17 protein-coding genes and 1 pseudogene are annotated in these 18,529 nt (G+C 50.7%); 8 read left to right on the forward strand and 10 right to left on the reverse strand.

Annotated elements, in window-relative coordinates; translation table 11 throughout:
- The 3 genes from lsrB to lsrG are packed head-to-tail and all read left to right on the forward strand — an operon-like array spanning position 1 to position 2,211.
- Complete coding sequence (lsrB, locus tag WBL83_RS12585) at positions 1 to 1,020, forward strand: autoinducer 2 ABC transporter substrate-binding protein LsrB (RefSeq protein ID WP_424589468.1); 1,020 nt, start codon at positions 1 to 3, stop codon at positions 1,018 to 1,020.
- Between the two features lie 10 nt (positions 1,021 to 1,030).
- Positions 1,031 to 1,921 (forward strand): 3-hydroxy-5-phosphonooxypentane-2,4-dione thiolase, encoded by an 891-nt coding sequence (gene lsrF, locus WBL83_RS12590; RefSeq protein WP_424589469.1) that lies wholly within the window; start codon positions 1,031 to 1,033, stop codon positions 1,919 to 1,921.
- A complete protein-coding gene (gene lsrG, locus WBL83_RS12595; protein WP_424589470.1) occupies positions 1,918 to 2,211 on the forward strand; it encodes a (4S)-4-hydroxy-5-phosphonooxypentane-2,3-dione isomerase in 294 nt (97 codons plus the stop codon). The genes lsrF and lsrG overlap by 4 nt, the downstream gene beginning before the upstream one ends.
- Positions 2,212 to 2,266: 55 nt before the next feature.
- On the opposite strand, the gene WBL83_RS12600 is transcribed toward lsrG, so the two are convergent.
- The 3 genes and pseudogenes from WBL83_RS12600 to WBL83_RS12610 form a co-directional block, all read right to left on the reverse strand.
- Positions 2,267 to 3,340, reverse strand: a complete 1,074-nt coding sequence (locus WBL83_RS12600; protein WP_424589471.1) for an ABC transporter ATP-binding protein — start codon at positions 3,338 to 3,340, stop codon at positions 2,267 to 2,269.
- Positions 3,341 to 3,442: 102 nt separating this feature from the next.
- A pseudogene (locus WBL83_RS12605) lies at positions 3,443 to 3,685 on the reverse strand (phosphomannomutase CpsG); the annotation flags it as partial.
- 81 nt (positions 3,686 to 3,766) lie between these two features.
- Entirely contained in the window at positions 3,767 to 4,819 is a 1,053-nt protein-coding gene (locus tag WBL83_RS12610; protein ID WP_424589472.1) for a LacI family DNA-binding transcriptional regulator, read from the reverse strand.
- Positions 4,820 to 5,116: 297 nt separating this feature from the next.
- Between WBL83_RS12610 and WBL83_RS12615 the strand changes: the two genes are divergently transcribed.
- From WBL83_RS12615 to WBL83_RS12635, 5 genes are read left to right on the forward strand one after another with little or no spacing between them, the layout of a single operon-like run.
- Positions 5,117 to 6,289 (forward strand): ABC transporter substrate-binding protein, encoded by a 1,173-nt coding sequence (locus WBL83_RS12615; protein WP_424589473.1) that lies wholly within the window; start codon positions 5,117 to 5,119, stop codon positions 6,287 to 6,289.
- A 9-nt stretch (positions 6,290 to 6,298) separates the two neighbouring features.
- Positions 6,299 to 7,165, forward strand: coding sequence for a carbohydrate ABC transporter permease (locus WBL83_RS12620; protein WP_424589474.1), 867 nt, complete (start codon positions 6,299 to 6,301; stop codon positions 7,163 to 7,165).
- Positions 7,166 to 7,993: a carbohydrate ABC transporter permease gene (locus WBL83_RS12625; RefSeq protein ID WP_424589475.1), complete on the forward strand. Its 828-nt coding sequence runs from the start codon at positions 7,166 to 7,168 to the stop codon at positions 7,991 to 7,993. It abuts the gene before it with no gap.
- 11 nt (positions 7,994 to 8,004) lie between these two features.
- Positions 8,005 to 9,588 (forward strand): alpha-glucosidase, encoded by a 1,584-nt coding sequence (locus WBL83_RS12630; RefSeq protein WP_424589476.1) that lies wholly within the window; start codon positions 8,005 to 8,007, stop codon positions 9,586 to 9,588.
- A complete protein-coding gene (locus WBL83_RS12635; protein WP_424589477.1) occupies positions 9,572 to 10,636 on the forward strand; it encodes a glycoside hydrolase family 130 protein in 1,065 nt (354 codons plus the stop codon). The genes WBL83_RS12630 and WBL83_RS12635 overlap by 17 nt, the downstream gene beginning before the upstream one ends.
- Before the next feature lie 119 nt (positions 10,637 to 10,755).
- On the opposite strand, the gene WBL83_RS12640 is transcribed toward WBL83_RS12635, so the two are convergent.
- The 7 genes from WBL83_RS12640 to WBL83_RS12670 all read right to left on the reverse strand — a co-directional run bounded on the left by WBL83_RS12640 (position 10,756) and on the right by WBL83_RS12670 (position 18,427).
- On the reverse strand, positions 10,756 to 11,580 hold the full coding sequence (locus WBL83_RS12640; RefSeq protein ID WP_424589478.1) for a benzoate transporter: 825 nt from the start codon (positions 11,578 to 11,580) through the stop codon (positions 10,756 to 10,758).
- A gap of 112 nt (positions 11,581 to 11,692) precedes the next feature.
- Positions 11,693 to 13,084 (reverse strand): putrescine aminotransferase, encoded by a 1,392-nt coding sequence (gene ygjG, locus WBL83_RS12645; protein ID WP_424589479.1) that lies wholly within the window; start codon positions 13,082 to 13,084, stop codon positions 11,693 to 11,695.
- A gap of 254 nt (positions 13,085 to 13,338) precedes the next feature.
- Positions 13,339 to 14,061: an ABC transporter ATP-binding protein gene (locus WBL83_RS12650; protein WP_424589480.1), complete on the reverse strand. Its 723-nt coding sequence runs from the start codon at positions 14,059 to 14,061 to the stop codon at positions 13,339 to 13,341.
- On the reverse strand, positions 14,048 to 14,884 hold the full coding sequence (locus WBL83_RS12655; protein ID WP_424589481.1) for an ABC transporter ATP-binding protein: 837 nt from the start codon (positions 14,882 to 14,884) through the stop codon (positions 14,048 to 14,050). The genes WBL83_RS12650 and WBL83_RS12655 overlap by 14 nt, the downstream gene beginning before the upstream one ends.
- Positions 14,877 to 15,710 carry an ABC transporter permease gene (locus tag WBL83_RS12660; RefSeq protein ID WP_424589482.1) on the reverse strand — a complete coding sequence of 278 codons (834 nt, stop codon included), beginning with the start codon at positions 15,708 to 15,710 and terminating at the stop codon, positions 14,877 to 14,879. Before WBL83_RS12660 ends, WBL83_RS12655 begins: the two co-directional genes overlap by 8 nt.
- Positions 15,710 to 16,738 (reverse strand): ABC transporter permease, encoded by a 1,029-nt coding sequence (locus WBL83_RS12665; RefSeq protein ID WP_424589483.1) that lies wholly within the window; start codon positions 16,736 to 16,738, stop codon positions 15,710 to 15,712. The genes WBL83_RS12660 and WBL83_RS12665 overlap by 1 nt, the downstream gene beginning before the upstream one ends.
- 120 nt (positions 16,739 to 16,858) lie before the next feature.
- Positions 16,859 to 18,427 (reverse strand): ABC transporter substrate-binding protein, encoded by a 1,569-nt coding sequence (locus WBL83_RS12670; RefSeq protein ID WP_424589484.1) that lies wholly within the window; start codon positions 18,425 to 18,427, stop codon positions 16,859 to 16,861.
- Between the last annotated feature and the right edge of the window lie 102 nt (positions 18,428 to 18,529).

Below are 18,529 nucleotides of genomic sequence, written 5' to 3' on the forward strand. Positions count from 1 at the left end.
ATGAAGCAGACAACAAAACGCGTGCTACAGCTCAGTGCATGGGCTTTGGCCTTTGGTGTAGTGAGTGCACAAGCCGCCGACAGGATTGCCTTTATCCCTAAACTGATTGGCGTGGGCTTCTTTACCAGCGGCGGTAGCGGCGCGATGCAAGCAGGCAAAGATCTGGGTGTTCCGGTAACTTACGATGGCCCAACGGAACCGAGCGTTTCCGGCCAGGTGCAGCTTATCAACAACTTCGTCAACCAGGGCTACAACGCGATTATTGTCTCAGCAGTTTCTCCTGACGGACTGTGTCCGGCACTGAAACGCGCCATGCAGCGCGGGGTAAAAGTACTGACCTGGGATTCGGATACCAAGCCTGAGTGTCGCAGTATTTACATCAACCAGGGAACGCCGCAACAGCTCGGCGGCATGCTGGTGGATATGGCCGCGAAACAGGTGACTAAACCTGCGGCGAAAGTCGCCTTCTTTTACTCAAGCCCAACGGTGACCGATCAAAACCAGTGGGTGAAAGAGGCGAAGGCGAAAATTGCCAAAGATCATCCACAGTGGGAGATCGTCACCACGCAGTTTGGCTATAACGACGCGACTAAATCGCTACAAACCGCCGAAGGTATTCTGAAAGCGTACCCGGATCTGGATGCGATCATCGCGCCTGATGCCAATGCGCTACCCGCCGCGGCACAGGCTGCCGAAAACCTGAAACGCACCAATGTGGCGATTGTGGGCTTCAGTACACCGAACGTGATGCGCCCGTATGTTGAGCGCGGCACGGTGAAAGCGTTTGGTCTGTGGGACGTCGTACAGCAGGGTGAAATTGCGGTCAACGTCGCAAATACCATGCTGAAAAAGGGCGATCTTAACGTCGGTGACACGATTGATGTGGCGAAAATTGGCAGCCTGAAAGTCGAGCCTAATAGCGTTCAGGGCTACCAGTATGAAGCCAAAGGCAACGGGATTGTGCTGCTTCCCGAACGCGTGGTGTTCACCAAAAACAACATCGGCAAATACGATTTCTGAGGGAGGAAAAATGGCAGATCTTGACGATATCAGAGACGGCAAAGATTACGGCATTGGCCGCCCGCAGGAGAATAAAGCCTTCTATCTGAAAGGCAGCGGCGCGCTGGATTGGGGGATGCAGTCGCGGCTGGCGCGGATATTTAACCCCGACTCCGGGCGCACCGTCATGCTGGCCTTCGACCACGGCTATTTTCAGGGGCCGACTACCGGACTTGAACGTATCGATTTATCTATTGCGCCGCTATTCCCGGAAACCGATGTGTTGATGTGTACGCGCGGTATTTTGCGCAGCGTCGTGCCTCCGGCGACCAACAAACCGGTGGTGTTGCGTGCCTCGGGGGGAAACTCGATTCTCAGCGAACTATCGCGAGAAAGTGTGGCGGTCACCATGGAAGACGCGCTGCGCTTGAACGCCTGCGCGGTGGCGGCACAGATTTACATCGGCAGCGAGTATGAGCATCAGTCGATCAACAACATCATCAAACTGGTGGACGAAGGGACGCGCTATGGCATCCCAACCCTTGCCGTGACGGGGGTGGGTAAAGAGATGGCGCGTGATGCGCGTTACTTCTCACTCGCCAGCCGCATTGCGGCGGAAATCGGTGCGCAATTTGTGAAAACCTACTTTGTTGAAGAAGGTTTCGAGAAAGTTGCCGCCAGTTGCCCGGTACCGATAGTGATTGCTGGAGGCAAGAAATTGCCGGAACAAGAGGCATTGGATATGTGCTTCCGCGCCATCGACCAGGGGGCATCGGGTGTGGATATGGGGCGTAATATCTTCCAGTCTGACGCGCCGCTCGCGATGCTAAAAGCGGTGAAAAAGGTGGTGCATGAGAATGTTCCGGCCCGCGAGGCGTATCAGTTCTGGCTGGATGAAAAACACCATGGAGACAAGGCATGAATGTGACGCTGGTGGAAATTAACATTAAGCCGGAACGGGTCGATGAGTTTATGGATGTATTCCGCGCCAATCACGAAGGATCCATCAAGGAGCCGGGGAATCTGCGTTTTGATGTGCTGCAAGATCCAGACGTGGCGACGAGATTTTTCATCTACGAGGCCTATCAAAACGACGAGGCGGTGCAGGCGCACAAGCAAACGCCGCATTATCTGGCTTGCGTGGAAAAGCTCGATGGGATGATGTCGGAACCGCGTAAGAAGCGGAGTTTTATCGGGTTGTTGCCTGGGTAGCTTTTTTCTCCAAACTCTCACCCCAGACCTTATCTGGGGTGAGGGTTAAAATCATCTATCTCGCTAAGTTCACTCGTTTGCCCAGCCCGTCAAACAAGTGAAGATGCTGTTCGTCAATGCTTAATGAAAGCGCATGTCGTGGTGGATAGTTAAGCTGCTGGAACGATTTCAGGCACAGGTTGGTTTCTTCGAAAGAAAACCACACCAGCGTTGAATCCCCCTGTAATTCGCAAAGCCGTGTCGTGGCGTTAAAGCAAAAATCACCTGAATCATCAGGGCGGATATTCTCCGGGCGGATGGCGACAAACAGCTTATCGTCTTCGCTGATACCAACGGGCTGGACGCGCAACGGGAAGAACAGTTCATTGGTGAGCCTTAACCCTCCATTTTGCCAGGTTGCGTTCAACAGATTGATTTTCGGCGTACCGATAAATTCCGCGACGAACAGGTTGGCAGGTGAGTTGTAAAGCTCAAGCGGCGTGCCAATTTGCTCTATTTTTCCTTTGTAGAGCACCACGATTTTGTCTGCGAGCGTCATTGCTTCGACCTGATCATGTGTGACGTAAATCATGGTGTTCTTCAGATTGTTGTGTAATTCCTGAATTTCCTGGCGCATTTCAACCCGCAGCGAAGCATCGAGATTAGAGAGTGGCTCGTCGAACAAAAATAGCTGGGGCTGTTGCACAATTGAGCGACCAATTGCGACGCGCTGGCGCTGCCCGCCGGACAAATTTTGTGGCAAGCGTTCGAGCATCTCATCAAGTTTCAGCATTTTTGCCGCCAGCCCAATACGCGATTCAATCTCTGCGGCAGGTGTTTTCATATTCTTCAGGCCGAAAGAGAGGTTTTCACGCACGGTCATATGCGGGTAGAGCGCGTAGGACTGGAACACCATCGATAAGCTGCGTCTACCTGCGGCAAGGTTTGTGACATTCTCCTCACCCATCATAATCGTTCCGCCATCCGGTGATTCCAGCCCGGCAACCAGACGCAATAACGTCGATTTACCGCATCCAGAAGGCCCAACCAAAACGATAAATTCACCGGACGCTATTTCCAGAGATAAGTTTTCGATAATGGTGTTCTTATCATATTTTTTATGAATATTTCGTAAGGTTAGACTGGTCATTTGAAGTCCCTTTATTTTTAGATATCACTGAAATCAATTCATCAGTTTTGGCAAGTAAGAGCGTGGGGTTGGCTCGCGTCTCAACGTTGAGGCGGATAAGGGTACATGTTGTAAGAACCATTGTGCGAACAGCCCAACCAGGTAATAACTTTCGACAAATTCACCGTGCTCATCAAAGAAAAAGCAGCGGTCGAAATCCCCGTCCCACGCGACGCCAAAATCAGCCTGATGAAAGCGAATGGCCTCGCTGGTTGAACTGCGGTTTTCTGGCCGCATTGGGTTAGGAATATCGGCAGGGAAGGTGCCATCCGGATTGTGGTGCAGGCGGATAAACTCGACCGTCAGCGAAACATCCACCTCGCCCCGTATGTCGTAGGCTTTGAAACACGTTAATTCATCCATAATCCACCTGTCATTTTTGAAGGCTCACGCCGAGTCACGGCAAATAAGTTGGTAATGCAATTGAAAGTGGGTAACGGGGCCGTTTTGCAGCAGCAGCTTGACGGCGGTCTGCCCTTTTTTCTGGGCATCCTGGGCGATAGTCGTCAGACCGATACCCTGAGAATCGACAACGGTGTTATCAAATCCAGTAATGGCGACCTGTTGTGGGATGCTGATTTGATGCTTGAGGCAGTAGTGGACGGCTCCCGCGGCAAAACGATCAGAGAGGCAAATCAGGGCGGTGATGTCCGGATGGGCGCTTAATAGTGCCTGCGCCGCACTTTCACCGTGTGCTTCGTCGTGTTGGGTTTCAAACAGCCAGCAATTTTCGAGGGCAACCTGTTGTGCAATGAAGGTTTCCCGACAACTATTTACGCGCGTCAACATCAATGCGTTGTCGCCGTTGAGTGGTTCGCTTAATGCGCTTAAACCCGATGCATTTTTATGTGAAGGGAAAGCGATAATGCCGAAGCGGCGGTGACCTTTTGCAAAAAGATAAAGACACAGCTCGCGCATCGCACCCGCGTTATCAATCGAAACACTGCTGTATTGCGGCAGTGAAAAATCCAGCGTCACGATGGGCAATTGCCGCGCCAGAGTTTGCTGAATAATGGCTTCGTTATTATGTGTTGCGTTAAGAATGTAGCCATCCACTAAGGTGGTCATCTGCGGGTTATTTGCCTGCTGGCGTTTATATAACGGGATAAGCACCAGGTTGGTTTTTTGTTTTTCGCACTCCATAGCGATACCGCGCATCAGGTTGATGTCGTGTAGGTCGATAAAAACATAACTCATTGAATCATTGAAAATGATCCCGATAGTGTCAGATTTACCGGTACGCAGTGCTCGCCCTAAAGGATCCGGGCCCTGGAAGCCAATAGTCTGCGCATGCTTTAATATTTTGTTGCGCAGCTTTTGGGATAATTTCTCCGGGTTATTCCACGCATTGGAAATCGTGGTGTGAGACACCCCTAATTCTTTGGCTAATGATTTAGTAGTTATATTTTTTTTATTAATTACTTTTTCTAAATCATTCATATTAATTATGTGCACTCATGTTGATATTCAAAATTACTATTAATAATGGTGTGGGATGGAAATAAGTTAAACGTTAAACAAAAACAGAATTGTGATTTGTTTAACGTTAAACATAAATAAGCGGTGTTAGCGTAAGCCACGTTTTAACACGCAAGGCTGCAAGAAAATAAATGGAGAGATACCGTGAGGATTAATACATTATATATATGGACAGCTTCAGTTTTTCTCAGTATTTGTATAACTGGCTGTGGCCCTGAGGATAAAAAGACGGAAGCAACAGCCAAAGCACCCATTAAAATGTGGGTCGCGCCAAATGTAAATGAAGAAGCATTCTGGACAAAAATAGTTAAAGAGTGGAACCAGGATCCCGCACATACGCCAGTAGAATTTACAACCATCCCTGATTCCAGTAGTTCAGAAGAGGCCATAATGAATGCGCTTGCTTCCGGGACCGAGCCTGATATATCCAGCAATGTGTTTATCGGTTTTGCCAGCCAGCTAAATGAAATTGGTCAACTGGAAGATTTGTCAAACATGCCTGATTACCCGGAGCTGATAAAAAACCGGAAAATGGAAAGTTTAATGCCAGCATGGGGAATTAACGGGCAAACGAATGTGTTACCTATTTATGTTAATCCGATTGTCTGGTGGTGGCGCACCGATCTATTAAAAGAGTATGGTTTCGATAAAGTCCCGATGCGTTATGATGAACTTTATCGTCTGGCAGAACTACGGGCTGCGGATAATAAAGGTTACACCATACAATTAACCGCCGGGAAAAACTGGTGGGAGCGCTGGTTCGATTTTATTCCCCTGGTCTATGCACAAAATGGTGGCAAACCTTATATCAGCAATAACCAGGCACAATTTAATAATAACGAAGGCAAAGCGGTGCTGACCTTTATGGGAAAAGTCTTTGCCAGTGGCTGGAGCAGTTATGATTTCACCGCCGCTGATGATCCTCTGGCAAGCGGTCAGGTATTGGCATCCGCACGGGGTCCGTGGGACATCGCGCGTTACCGCAAGCAGTATCCAGAAATCCTGAAAACAATAGAGATTGGCCCAATGCTGACCGAGCAGGGGGCGGAACATCCGCATACTTTTGCCGACAGCAAAGGCATGGTCATGTTCAGTACCAGTCAACATAAAACGGAAGCCTGGGCCTTTATTAAGTGGGTATTCAGTAATGCTGAACACGATCTTAGCTGGCTCGAAACTACGGGAATGCCGCCTGCGCGTTCTGACTTGTTATCCAACCCGTTATTTGTCGGCTATTTCAATCAAAACCCGATCGAGAAACAAATCGCTTCATACGTTAACGTGGCATTACCCCCAGCAGCGACTACGCAAACCACGGAAATTCAGCGCAGTATGACGCAAATGCTGGAGCAGGTTATTTTCAAGCATGACGAACCGGCCAAAGCGCTCGATAGATCCGCCCAGGAAATTAATAGCATTCTCAAGCAATAAGAGGCGGTTATGGCTGGTAATGATTCTCGTACAGGAGGCCTGCTGGCCTCCGCATGGTTAGGTTATTCACTGTTCTTTTGGTTTTATCCGTTAGCCTGGTTGGTGATATTAAGTGTTACGCACTGGCAGTTTATTGGTGTGCCACGATTTACTGGGCTGCAAAATTTATTGGGCGTAATGCAGGATCGTCTGTTCTGGACGTCAATGCTTAACGTGCTACGTTTTTTGCTCTGGTACATCCCGATTGTGTTTATAGCATCTTTTCTTTTTGCTGCCGGTATTAAGCAATTAAAATATGGCAAAGGGTTTATTACGCTGAGCTTTCTGATTGCGAATATCTCTTCCGGCGTGGCTTACTCGATTGTATTTTCGAAATTATTTAGTGAATTTGGACCGGTGAATCATTTCTTGCAAGAATGGTTTGGCGTTTCTGTTCCGTGGTTCACTAATCCTGATTGGGCGATGTTGTCCATTGCATTAATTGTTACCTGGAAATTTGTCGGCTATTACGGCTTGATTCTTTATTCCGGTATGCTGGCAATTCCTGGTGATATTTATAGTGCCGCACAGCTTGATAAAACAGGGCGCTTTAAGCAGATGTGGGCCATTACGCTGCCGATGATGAATCCACAAATTGTCATGGTAATGGTACTGGCAATTACGGTGGCATTCAGTATTTTCACCGAACCGTATTTAATTACTGGCGGTGGACCACTCAACAGTACGACCATGCCAATGGTGGTGATGTATGAAGTTGCCTTCCAGAAAATGAAACCAACCTGGGCTGCGACAATGTCTATTATCGTCGCCGCATGCAGTTTTTTACTGATTTGGTTATTCAGAAAACTGTTCGAGAAAAATATTGAGATTGTGTAAATGAAAAATTTAACGCCACTGAGTTTACTGGTTCATCTGTTGATGTTTATTTTGGCCGTGACATGGTTGTATCCGTTTATCTGGATGGTCGTCTCTTCGTTAAAACCGACGGCACAAATTTATACATCGGGTCTTTTCTCCGGTAATTTCACGCTGGAAAATTACATTTTCTTATTTGATAACAGTAACCGCGCCGATAAACCCTTTTTGCGCACCCTGTTTAACTCGCTATTTATTTCTGCGACCATCACTGCGTGCGTTACATTTACCTCAATATTGGTCGGTTACGCGGTGGCTAAAACCGATTTTCGCGGTAAAAACACCTTCAAGAATTTGTTGATTATCCAAATGGTCTTCCCGGCCTTTATGTTCATCATTCCACAATTCGTATTGATGCGTGAATTAGGACTCATTAATAGCTACAGCGCCATGATTTTGCCTTATGGGATGAGTGCCTGGGGCATATTTATGGTGTCGCAAAGTTTTAAAGGAACGCCCAACGATTACCTGTATGCAGCAAAACTCGACCACGCAAATCTGTGGGGAATACTGCGCCACGTGATGATGCCGCTGAATAAATCGATTCTGGCGATTGTCGCGCTGTTTACCTTTTCCAGCTCCTGGGACAATTTTCTCTGGCCGTTAATCGTGATGCGTGATGTCGATAAAATGCCATTCTCGGTATTACTCGCCACCTTCAATAGAGCCTACGGAATCTATCTTGGCCCCGTGCTGGCGGGTTCAGTCGTGCAAATGTTGCCAGTCGTCGCGTTGTTTCTGCTGTTTCGCAAATACTTCCTACAAGGCATGTCCTTGTCACTTAAGTAAGGAACCGGTGAATGAAAACCTCGCAATGGTGGCAGGACGCGGTGTTTTACCAAATTTATCTACCCTCATTTTGCGACGGCAATGCCGATGGATTAGGGGATTTTATTGGCCTGGAACAGAAGGTGGATTACCTGGCCGACCTGGGTATTACCGGAGTCTGGATAACACCATTTTATCCTTCGCCGCTGGTGGATAATGGTTACGACATTTGCGATTACTGCGCGGTCGATTTACGTTTTGGCAGCATGGATAACTTTCGTAAAGTGGTTGCGGCATGCCATGCGAAGGGTATTCGTGTGGTTATCGATCTGGTGATTAACCACGTTTCAACAGAACATCCGTGGTTTAAAGATGCTTTTAATAACCCGCACAGTCGCTATCGGGACTACTTTATTTTTAGCCACCAACCGAACAACTGGCAGTCGTTTTTTTCCGGTAGCGCCTGGCAGGCTGAACCTGACACCGGGCAATATTACTACCATAAATTTGCCCCACAGCAGGTCGATTTAAACTGGGCTAACCCACAGGTTGAACAAGAAATTTTTGCGGTTATTGATTTCTGGATAGCACAGGGTGTGGATGGTTTTCGCTTTGATGTAATTAATTTCCTCACCACCGACGGAGTTGGCCCGGATAACCCCGAAAATGATGGTCAACAACAGCATGAAAACGATGTTAACCAACCCGGAATTGAACATGTGCTGCGTCGAATTTGCCACTATATTCGCCAGCAGGGCGACTATTTTTTGATTGGCGAAATTGGTAGCGAAGAGCTGCCTGTTCTGAGCCGTTACCAAAGCCCTGAACTGATGGATGTGGTGTTTAACTTCAACCTCGGTAGCCATAAAACCTTCGATGTCGCACGCTTATTTGGTGAGCTGCAAGCCATGCGCCAGCAGCAATCAGGGATGCCAACGCTATTTTTCTCCAGCCACGATATGCCGCGCATGATAGGCCGCTTTGGCGAAACGCAACGCGATACGCCGCGCGCCCGAGCGGTAATGGCACTCCAGCTTACCGCTTTAGGTGTGCCGTTTATCTTCCAGGGTGACGAATTGGGGATGAGCAATTATCTGCCGCAAACAGCCGAACAGATTTTTGATATTCAGGGTAAAACTCACTACCAAACCGCACTTGCCGCAGGGCTTAGTACGGATGAAGCACTGGCCTGCGCCATAAGCCAGTCGCGCGATGGTTCTCGTTCACCGATGCCGTGGAGTGCCGCCCCTTTCTCCGGCTTTTCTTGCGTAAAACCGTGGATGCCGCTCAACCCAAATTCCCTTGAGATTAACGCTGACGCGCAACGCCAGCAGCCGGATTCGCTATGGCATGAATATCAAAAAATGATCGCATTGCGCCATGCTTCCTCTTCATTACGCACCGGTGTTTACCGGGATTTAGGCCGTACCGGGGACTGCATCTGGTTTTCCCGCCAAAGTGAAGACGAGTGTACGTGGGTGGCTGTCAATTTTGGCAAATCCATCAGAAATCCGTGGTGTGAGATCAACGCCCCCACAGTCGCAGGCAATAATTCTGAATGGTTGGGGAAAAACGAATTTATTATCAAAAGGAGTTGTTATGCAAAGGCACAGTAAAAATCCTCTTATCACCCCTGCAGATGTAATCCCTTCACGTCCCGAGCGGAAAGTTGAATGCGTGTTTAACGCAGGCGTGGCGGAACAGGACGGCGAAATTCTTTTACTCTTACGCGTCGCCGAAAGTATTGAAAATGACGATCCTCAGTTGGTCACTGTTCCGCTACTCGAAGAGTCAGGCGGGCAATGGCGACCGTCGACGCGTACTTTTGACCGACGTGATGATCGTTATGATTTCAGTGATCCGCGCGGCATTGTTTTAAAAAGCGATCGTGCACAAACATGGCTGACATCAATGTCGCATTTGCGATTGGCAAGAAGCCAGGATGGTGTGAATTTCACGATTGATGCCGATCCTTTCATGGTTCCGGATACCCAGTACGAACAATTTGGCTGCGAAGATCCGCGTCTGACTAAAATCGACGATCTCTGGTATATCAATTATTCCGCCATTTCACCGCTTGGGATCACCACAGCACTTGCCACCACCAAAGATTTTAAACAGGTGGAAAAGAAGGGGCTGATCTTCTGCCCGGACAACCGCGATGTGTGCTTCTTCCCGGAAAAGATCGCTGGCAAATATATGGCACTCACCCGCCCGGCACCGTGCCACTTCGGCCATCCGGAAATTTGGATCTGTGAATCACCCGATATGCTGCATTGGGGAAATCACCGCCATTTATTGGGGCGTTCTGGTGACGAATGGGACGGATTTAAATCTGGCGGCGGTGCACCGTTGCTGAAAACCGAATTTGGCTGGCTGGAAATCTACCATGGCGTAGAAGCTAACTTGCGTTATTGCCTCGGCGCATTACTGCTCGATTTTAACGATCCTACGCGCATTCTCGCTAAGTCGCCGGTACCGCTTCTTGAACCGATTGCACCATACGAACGCGAAGGATTTTTTGGCAATGTGGTGTTTACTTGTGGGGCATTAATTCGTCATGAAACGCTGCATATCTGGTATGGCGCGGCAGATCAGTGCATGGCGCTGGCGACAATGTCGCTTGCAGATTTGTGGAAGCACCTGAAACTGAACAAGCAATAACGCTCTGTTTTAGGGGCATCTGCATACACATTTCGCTGTGGAAAGCTGCCTGGTGAATGGGGAACCTTGCCCTATTTCACCAGACTGTAGCCAGGAGACACTGCAAGCGGGAGAGGAACTTAGCGAATAAACTCAGCAAAACGTTGCGCATTTTGCTTCAGATAATCCGGGAAATCGCCGCTTTGTAGATCGATAACCTGAAGGTTTCTTTCACGAGCCCAAATATCCAGCCCATTCTCAATCGCATTCTTGATATGTTCTTGATTATTCAGCTCTGGCGTATCGTATTCAGTATGTGAAATGGTCGACATTTTTTCTGAGATACGTTCTGCCGTCATTATCCAGGAGAAGTGCCAGCCTGCATCCTGCACAACGTGCGTTCTTAATTTCAGCCAGCGCCATTTCAACCAGCTTTTGCGAATCGCCGAGCGCTTCACATTGCGTAAAGTTTCAGGCTCACCATTAAAGAACGTGCGCAGATTTTTATAGCTGGTCATTTTCGGCAGCGTACAACGGCGCGGCGAACCATCAGTATTAAACACCTGTAAATTAAACTGATAGTTATAAAAATTCTGATACAGCGTGGTGCACAGATAATTGGGTTTATAAGCCGCGATGGCTTGCGGACGAATAATTTCATCGACGTCGGAAACAATAATCGTGTCATCGTCTTTTGCCGCCGTCAGGCCATTCATGATGGCATTACGCGTTCTGGCTTCGTTAGTCCAACTGTCTGCGACTGGCTTTTCATCAAAGACGACGTAGATAATTTTGTCTTTAAATTTGGCGAACTTGTTGATGTCGAAATGCAACTCTACTGGCTGACCGGTAAAAGAGTGAGTCGATTCAACAATGACAAATTTATCAACATAGTCATTGAGCACGTTGAGTCGAATATCGAGCAACATGTCTTCATCGTAGTAGAGGAAGCAGTCGTAGATCATAAAGGGGCAACCAGGCTTTAAATAAGGACCGCAAGTATAGAACGTTCAGCAGGGTAAGAACATTATCAGGCTAAATATATCCCCCGGAATGATCGCTCCGGGGGATGATTCATCACAGGACTAACTCGGTTTTTGCAACATTGACCTGAAGCGATGCCAGCGCCTTCCGTGCACAACTCAACACATGTTCACACTGCTCGATGGTGATGGTGAGCGGTGGCTCAACACGAATGGTTTTCGAGTTGTTGAGCGTCCCGGCGACCAGAACCTGCTGGCGGAACATTTCACTGGCAAAGTTATAGCCAATGTCGTTGTCGCTAAACTCAATGGCAATCAATAAACCTTGTCCACGCGCATCAACCACCAGTTCCGGGAACTCACGTTTCAGGGCCTGGAAGCCATCCACTAAAAGCTGCCCTTTCTGCTGCGCCTGAGCGGGAAGATTTTGCTCAAGCAGAACATGGATTGTGGCAAGTGCCGCCGCACAGGCTAACGGGTTGCCGCCAAAGGTGGTGGTGTGCAGGAAAGGATTATCAAACAGCACAGAGAAAACTTCTTCTGTCGCAACCGTCGCGCCAATCGGCATCACACCGCCGCCTAATGCTTTGGCGAGGCATAAAATATCAGGCTGTACGTTTTCATGTTCGCAGGCGAACATTTTGCCCGTACGTCCCATACCGGTTTGCACTTCATCAAGAATAAGCAGTGCGCCAAATTCATCGCAAAGCTTACGAACCGCCGTTAAATAACCTGCTGGCGGGATAATCACGCCGCCTTCTCCTTGAATAGGTTCAAGGATCACGGCTGCGACATCATCACCGGTTTTACGGCATTCACTGAGTTCTGTGCGTAACGCGTCGATATTGCCAAACGGTACATGTCTGAAGCCCGGAAGTAACGGCATAAACGGTTTACGGAAAGCCGCTTTTGCGGTTGCTGACAATGCCCCGAGAGATTTGCCATGGAATGCGCCTGAGGCTGCGACAAAGGTAAATTTACCTCGTGGCGATTGATAGGCTTTGGCGAGTTTAATCGCCGCTTCAACCGATTCTGTACCGCTGTTACTAAAGAAGCTGTATTTGAGTTTACCCGGAGTGAGGGTCGCAAGGGTTTTGGCTAGCATTGCTCGTAAGGGGTCGAGCAGCTCCTGACTGTGCAGGGGTTGTTTTTCGAGCTGATGCTGTACGGCGGATACCACTGTTGGATTACGGTGCCCCACGTTAAAAATGCCGAACCCACCCAGACAATCTAAATATTCCTTACCCTGGGTGTCGACAAGCGTATTCAGACTGCTCGCTTGCCACTCTACGGCTCCGTAATCCCCGCCGGCGGTCACTGATTTGCGATACTCAAGAAAACCCGGATTCACATGCTGTTGGAAGTTTTCGATAACCTCCCGGTTTAGCGCTTTCATCTCCTCATGACTGAGTGACTTCTTTTCGATGATGTTGAGAGCGTGCGCTGTGCAGGCAAGAGCCGAAGCGCTAGTGGGTAACCTGTTCAAAATGTGCTCCTGGGAATGACGTATCACGCGATACACAAAATAAGTATTGCAGGGAATACGCCACTTCGCTTCCCCTAAGCAAAATCAGGATAAACGATCTGGTTAATCTCGATTGCGTAATAATTAATCACAAAGAGTCACGTTTTGCGGCTAAATATGCTGGGATGAGCGGGCTTTGCTATGGGATATGTGGTTTTTTTGCACCATAACCATGCGTCGTGCTGCTTATTGGTGCGAATCAATCTTGATGCCGCTTAAGCGGCATCCATGCGGTGTTCTCCGCGTACCAGAGCGGCGCGATCGAACTCATGCTGTATCGCACCGTCCGCCATATACGCTGCACGGTCTGACATATGCGCAATCACATCGGCATCGTGGCTGACGAGCAGGTAAGTCATGCCAAACTGGTGTTTCAGGCGGTTCAGTAGATTAAGAATTTCTGCCTGCACTGACATATCCAGCGCGGAGGTGGGTTCATCCAACAGCAGAATTTTAGGGCGCAGCAACAAGGCACGCGCAATGGCGACACGCTGGCGTTGCCCGCCTGAAAGCTGGTGCGGATAACGCTTCATGGCATCGGTTGGCAGCCCAACCTGAAGCAGCGCTTCTTCGACACGGTCGGCAATATTCGCCTCGCCATGAATCGTTAGCGGCTCGGCCAAAGTGCGATAAATCGTATGATTGGGATGTAACGAGGCGTACGGATCCTGAAACACCATTTGTACATTGCGGCGCAAATCACCCTGAAAACGCGCGCCGGGTTTGATTGGCTCACCGAGCAGTTTTACGTTGCCTTGCCATTCTCGCTGCAACCCGGCCAGCACGCGCAGAAGAGTGGATTTCCCGCATCCTGAAGCGCCAATTAAACTGAACGTTTCACCTGAATTAACGGTAAAGCTGGCGTCGCGCACGGCGGTTTTCACCTGGCCTTTGGCGCTAAACTGCACGCCGAGGTGACTGATTTCAACGATTGCCATTGCTCTCTCCTTGCAGATTCTGGCTACGGTCCAGGGTCGGCAACATCATGCCGTAAGTCGCCGCGTTCGGGCGGCATGTCCAGAGCGTGCGGGTGTATGAGTGCGTGGCCTGAGAAAGTTGGTTGGCTGGCATTTCATCGACTTTTTGCCCTTGATACATCACCAGCACACGGTGGCAATGCTGTGCAACCAGGGGAAGATCGTGGCTAATTAACAGCATGGCCATCTGACGTTGTTCGCACTGCTCGACCAGCAGTTCCAGAATCTGGTTACGTAACCGCGCATCCAGCGCGGAAGTGGGCTCATCGGCAATCAAGACTTTTGGATTGTTCACCAGCGCAATGGCAATCATCACGCGCTGCCCCATACCGCCTGAAAGCTCTGCCGGATAACGCGCCAGCACGTTTTCCTGCAAGCCTACGGCATGGATGACTTCGCGGATGCGCTCGCGACGTTGCGCGCCAGACATTTTTTGGTGCAGACGTAACGCCTCGTCGATCTGCTGGGCAACGCTTTTGACCGGATTGAGCGCGTAGCGTGGATCTTGTAAGACCATCGCGATGCCATTGCCGCGCAGGTATTGCCAGTCGCGGTTGCGCAGAGTCAACAGATCGTTATCCAGAACATTGAGTTGAGTGGCACTCACTTTGCCAGGTTTGCGCACCAGCCCCATCAGCGCTCTCGCCGTCATGGATTTACCGGAGCCTGATTCACCCACCAACGCCAGCCGCTCGTTGCCCAGCGTAAAGGACAGATTGTCCACCACGCGCGCGCCCGGGTAATCGATGTTTAACCCCTTCACTTCAATTCGATTGTCACTCATGGCCTGGCTCCAGCACGTCGCGTAAACCATCGCCCAACAGGTTAAATGCCAGGCTGCTAATTAAAATGGCGGTGCCTGGAATGGCAGCAATCCACCACTGGTCAAAAATGACCTGCATCCCGTCGGCAATCATTGAACCCCATTCGGACATCGGCGGTCTTGCGCCTAATCCTAAGAAGCCCAGCCCGGCGGCAGCCAGAATAATGCCTGCTAAATCCAGCGCCAGGCGCACAATCGCCGAAGGCAAACAGAGCGGTAGAATATGGCCTGCTAACAGACGCGGGCCACGGATGCCCATCATTTCGGCGGCAGCAAGGTAGTCGCTATGACGCAGACGTTGAATTTCGCTACGGGACTGGCGTGCATACGCAGGCCAGGTGGTCAGCGCCAGTGCCAGCGCGCCATTCACAAGCCCTGGGCCAAGCATTGCCACAAAAGCGAACGCCAGAATCAGGCGCGGCATCGACATCACCACATCGGTAAAACGCATTAGCACGCGCTCGAGCCAGCCGCCGTAATAGCCCGAAAGAATGCCGATCAGAAGCCCAAGGGGAAGGGTAATTACCGTCACCAGCAGCACCAGGCCAAGAGCCGGACGAGCACCGTAAACCAGGCGTGAAAGCAGGTCACGACCGTAGCTATCGGTTCCCAGCCAGTGATGCGCATTGGGCGCTTGCAGACGCGCGGCGGCGTCTTGCCAGTTCGGGTCGAAGGGCGCGATAAGCGGGGCGAAAACGGCAACCAGCACCAGCAAGGTGATAATCACCAGGCCGCACAGGGCGGCGGGCGATCGCAAAGTACGGCGTAAAAACAGGTAAGACGGCATTAGCGCACCCTCGGATCGGTGACTCGCACCAGCACGTCAGTCAGATTATTGATAATGACAAACGACACGCCAATCAGCAGCGTGCCCCCCATGATTGCGGTGGTGTCCCCGGCGAAGAGCGCGGTTGTGAGGTAACGCCCGATGCCCGGCCAGGAAAAGACGGTTTCGGTGAGTACCGCCCCTTCCAGCATGCCGGTGTAGGCGAGGGCGATAACCGTAAATAGCGTGCCGCGAATATTGGGCAGCACGTGGCGCACCAGAATCGTCATCTCTCCGGCACCTTTGGCACGTGCAAGCGTGATGTACTCTTTGTTCATTTCGCTCAGGCAGGCGGTGCGCGTCAGACGAGTAATACTGGCCAGCGAGTAATAGGCCAGCAGCAATACCGGTAAAGTCAGGTGATTGATGGCATTGATAAACGCGTCGCGGTCACCGGAAAGCCAGGTGTCTATCAGCACAAAACCGGTTTTGGCTTCCACGCTGTACTGGTAGATATCATCCAGGCGACCCGGCCCGGCGCTCCATTGCAGGCGTGCGTAAAACAACGCCAGCATCAATAAGCCCAGCCAGAAGATAGGAACGGAGTTGCCCAGCAGCGTGAAAGTGCGCACTGCCAGGTCCCACGGCGAGCCTGCAAATCGGGCGCACAGCACGCCAAAAATCACGCCAAAAACGCTGCCAATCATCAGCGCTAGGGTGGCGAGTTCAAGGGTTGCCGGGAAGGCGGCGAGTAAATCCTGGAGCACCGGTTGGCCAGTGGCGCTGGCGGTGCCTAAATCACCATGAGCGAGATTCGTCAGATAATGCCAGAACTGAACGGGCAGGGGATTATCCAGGCCAAGCTGGTGGCGCACTTGATCGTAGGTCGCCTGGCTTGCGTGGTCGCCGACGATTTGCAACACGCGATCGACAGGGGAAAGTGCCGACAAGGCAAAGGTGATAAGCAGCAGGCCGACAAGCGTGAGTGCCAGGGTAAATACTCCCTGGGCCAGGGTGAGCAACGGGCGGCGAAATGAGACTTCAGACATGGGTAACTCTTTTGCTGGTGTTGGATAATGCAACCCTCACCCCGACCCTCTCCCTGAGGGAGAGGGAGAAAACGGGTCAATCCCCTCTCCTGGGGGAGAGGGTTAGGGTGAGGGGAGATCTTATTTACTCACGCGATCGTAATACACCATATCCGCGTTTAAGCCTTGCTGATAGCCTTTCACATTTTCACGTACCACGATCTGAGTTTTGCCCTGATCAACAAACACATACGGTGAGTTGTGTTGCACCTCTTCCTGTATTTTCTTATACAGTTCCAGGCGCTTAGCCGGATCGGCTTCTGCCACGGCGGCCAGCGTTTGTTTGTTTAACTCAGGAATCTGCCAGCCGTTCAGACCCGCCACCGTGCTGGCTTTGCCATCGTTGTAGGCAAAGGCACTGGCGTTGGAATGCGCGTCAAAGTAATCCGGGATCCACAAGCGGATCGCGGCCTGATGTTGTTTAGCACGCACGCGAGCGTACACCTGGCTACCAGCAGCGGGCAGCAGATCAATCTTCACACCACCCTGAGCGAAGCTCGCCTGCATTGACTGTGCGATAGTAATAAATGGCGGTTTGTTTTCCACATCGAGTGTGAAGTGCGCATCTTTGATGCCTGCTTTCGCGAGGATCTCTTTCGCTTTGGCCGGGTCAAATTTGAACGGGTTGTTGTCCAGCGCACCAGCGAAACCGACAGGCAGGAAACTCTGGTGGATAAAATACTGGCCTTTCAGCAGGTCTTTAGTGATGCCTGCGTAATCCACCAGATAGCGTGATGCTTCCCACAACGCTGGATTTTTCAGGAGCGGGTTGGCACTGTTGCCCGCATTGAACACCATATAGTTTTGTTCGGCAGAAGGGATGCTCAGCACTTTCACGCCAGGTTTGCCTTCCAGCGCGCTGGTCTGATCGGCACCTAAATCACGGGCGATATCCGCATCCCCTTGCTGAATCAGCAGGCGGCGAGCAGCCGGGTCTGGCACGTTTTTAATAATGATGTTTTTAACTTTTGGCGCGTCGCCTGGAGACGTGGCATTTGCGTCCAGCACTATCGCCTGATGCGGCTGGTAAACGCGCATTTTGAACGGGCCGCTGCCCGCCGAGTGCATTTTCAGCCACTCATTACCGAAATCACCGGCTTTCGCATTAGGCGAAACCGCTTTTTCATCCACGATAGAGGCGATTGGCGTGGAGAGAATATTCAGCGCCACCGCTGGGCTGACATCGGCAGTCCAGTGGATTTCCAGCGTGTTGTCGTCAACTTTCTTCAGCTGGCTGGCGATGTTATCTGGCTGCCAGCCCAGCACGTTCAGAATAAACGCGGGAGACTTGTTGAGCGTGACGGCACGGGTGTAAGAGAAGATAACGTCTTCCGGGCGCAGCGGATTGCCTGAGGAGAATTTGGCATCGGGACGCAGTTTAATCGTCAATTTTTTGTTGGCCGCATCGCCCTGCCAGCTTTCTGCCAGCACCGGGACAACTTTCGCGGGATCATCGCGGTCGGCCTGGACCAGGCGCTGATAAAGACTGGGTACGGTTTGAATACTGGAAAGCTCGTTCGCTTCAGCAGGGTCAAGGCTGACAATATCATCCAGCCCCTGGGCAACAATTAAGGTATTTGGCGGTGTGGCGGCAAAGCTGCTGGCGGAGATTGCAGCTAATAGCATTAACGGCAGTACTTTTCTTTGCATGTGGCACCCTGCTTAAAAAGGAAGAATATAGGAGACTGATGACTCTTCGTAGGTCGGATAAGCGCAGCGTCATCCGACACAGCGGGCGTAAAGGGTGAATGA

The sequence above is a fragment of the Buttiauxella sp. genome (assembly GCF_049686335.1).
In the GTDB taxonomy this organism is placed as follows: Bacteria; Pseudomonadota; Gammaproteobacteria; order Enterobacterales; family Enterobacteriaceae; genus Buttiauxella.

Coding starts and splice junctions, on each gene's coding strand:
- lsrB (WP_424589468.1), top strand. CDS start 1: ATGAAGCAGACAACAAAACGCGTGCTACAGCTCAGTGCATGGGCTTTG.
- lsrF (WP_424589469.1), top strand. CDS start 1,031: ATGGCAGATCTTGACGATATCAGAGACGGCAAAGATTACGGCATTGGC.
- lsrG (WP_424589470.1), top strand. CDS start 1,918: ATGAATGTGACGCTGGTGGAAATTAACATTAAGCCGGAACGGGTCGAT.
- WBL83_RS12600 (WP_424589471.1), bottom strand. CDS start 3,340: ATGACCAGTCTAACCTTACGAAATATTCATAAAAAATATGATAAGAAC.
- WBL83_RS12610 (WP_424589472.1), bottom strand. CDS start 4,819: ATGAATGATTTAGAAAAAGTAATTAATAAAAAAAATATAACTACTAAA.
- WBL83_RS12615 (WP_424589473.1), top strand. CDS start 5,117: ATGTGGGTCGCGCCAAATGTAAATGAAGAAGCATTCTGGACAAAAATA.
- WBL83_RS12620 (WP_424589474.1), top strand. CDS start 6,299: ATGGCTGGTAATGATTCTCGTACAGGAGGCCTGCTGGCCTCCGCATGG.
- WBL83_RS12625 (WP_424589475.1), top strand. CDS start 7,166: ATGAAAAATTTAACGCCACTGAGTTTACTGGTTCATCTGTTGATGTTT.
- WBL83_RS12630 (WP_424589476.1), top strand. CDS start 8,005: ATGAAAACCTCGCAATGGTGGCAGGACGCGGTGTTTTACCAAATTTAT.
- WBL83_RS12635 (WP_424589477.1), top strand. CDS start 9,572: ATGCAAAGGCACAGTAAAAATCCTCTTATCACCCCTGCAGATGTAATC.
- WBL83_RS12640 (WP_424589478.1), bottom strand. CDS start 11,580: ATGATCTACGACTGCTTCCTCTACTACGATGAAGACATGTTGCTCGAT.
- WBL83_RS12650 (WP_424589480.1), bottom strand. CDS start 14,061: ATGGCAATCGTTGAAATCAGTCACCTCGGCGTGCAGTTTAGCGCCAAA.
- WBL83_RS12655 (WP_424589481.1), bottom strand. CDS start 14,884: ATGAGTGACAATCGAATTGAAGTGAAGGGGTTAAACATCGATTACCCG.
- WBL83_RS12660 (WP_424589482.1), bottom strand. CDS start 15,710: ATGCCGTCTTACCTGTTTTTACGCCGTACTTTGCGATCGCCCGCCGCC.
- WBL83_RS12665 (WP_424589483.1), bottom strand. CDS start 16,738: ATGTCTGAAGTCTCATTTCGCCGCCCGTTGCTCACCCTGGCCCAGGGA.
- WBL83_RS12670 (WP_424589484.1), bottom strand. CDS start 18,427: ATGCAAAGAAAAGTACTGCCGTTAATGCTATTAGCTGCAATCTCCGCC.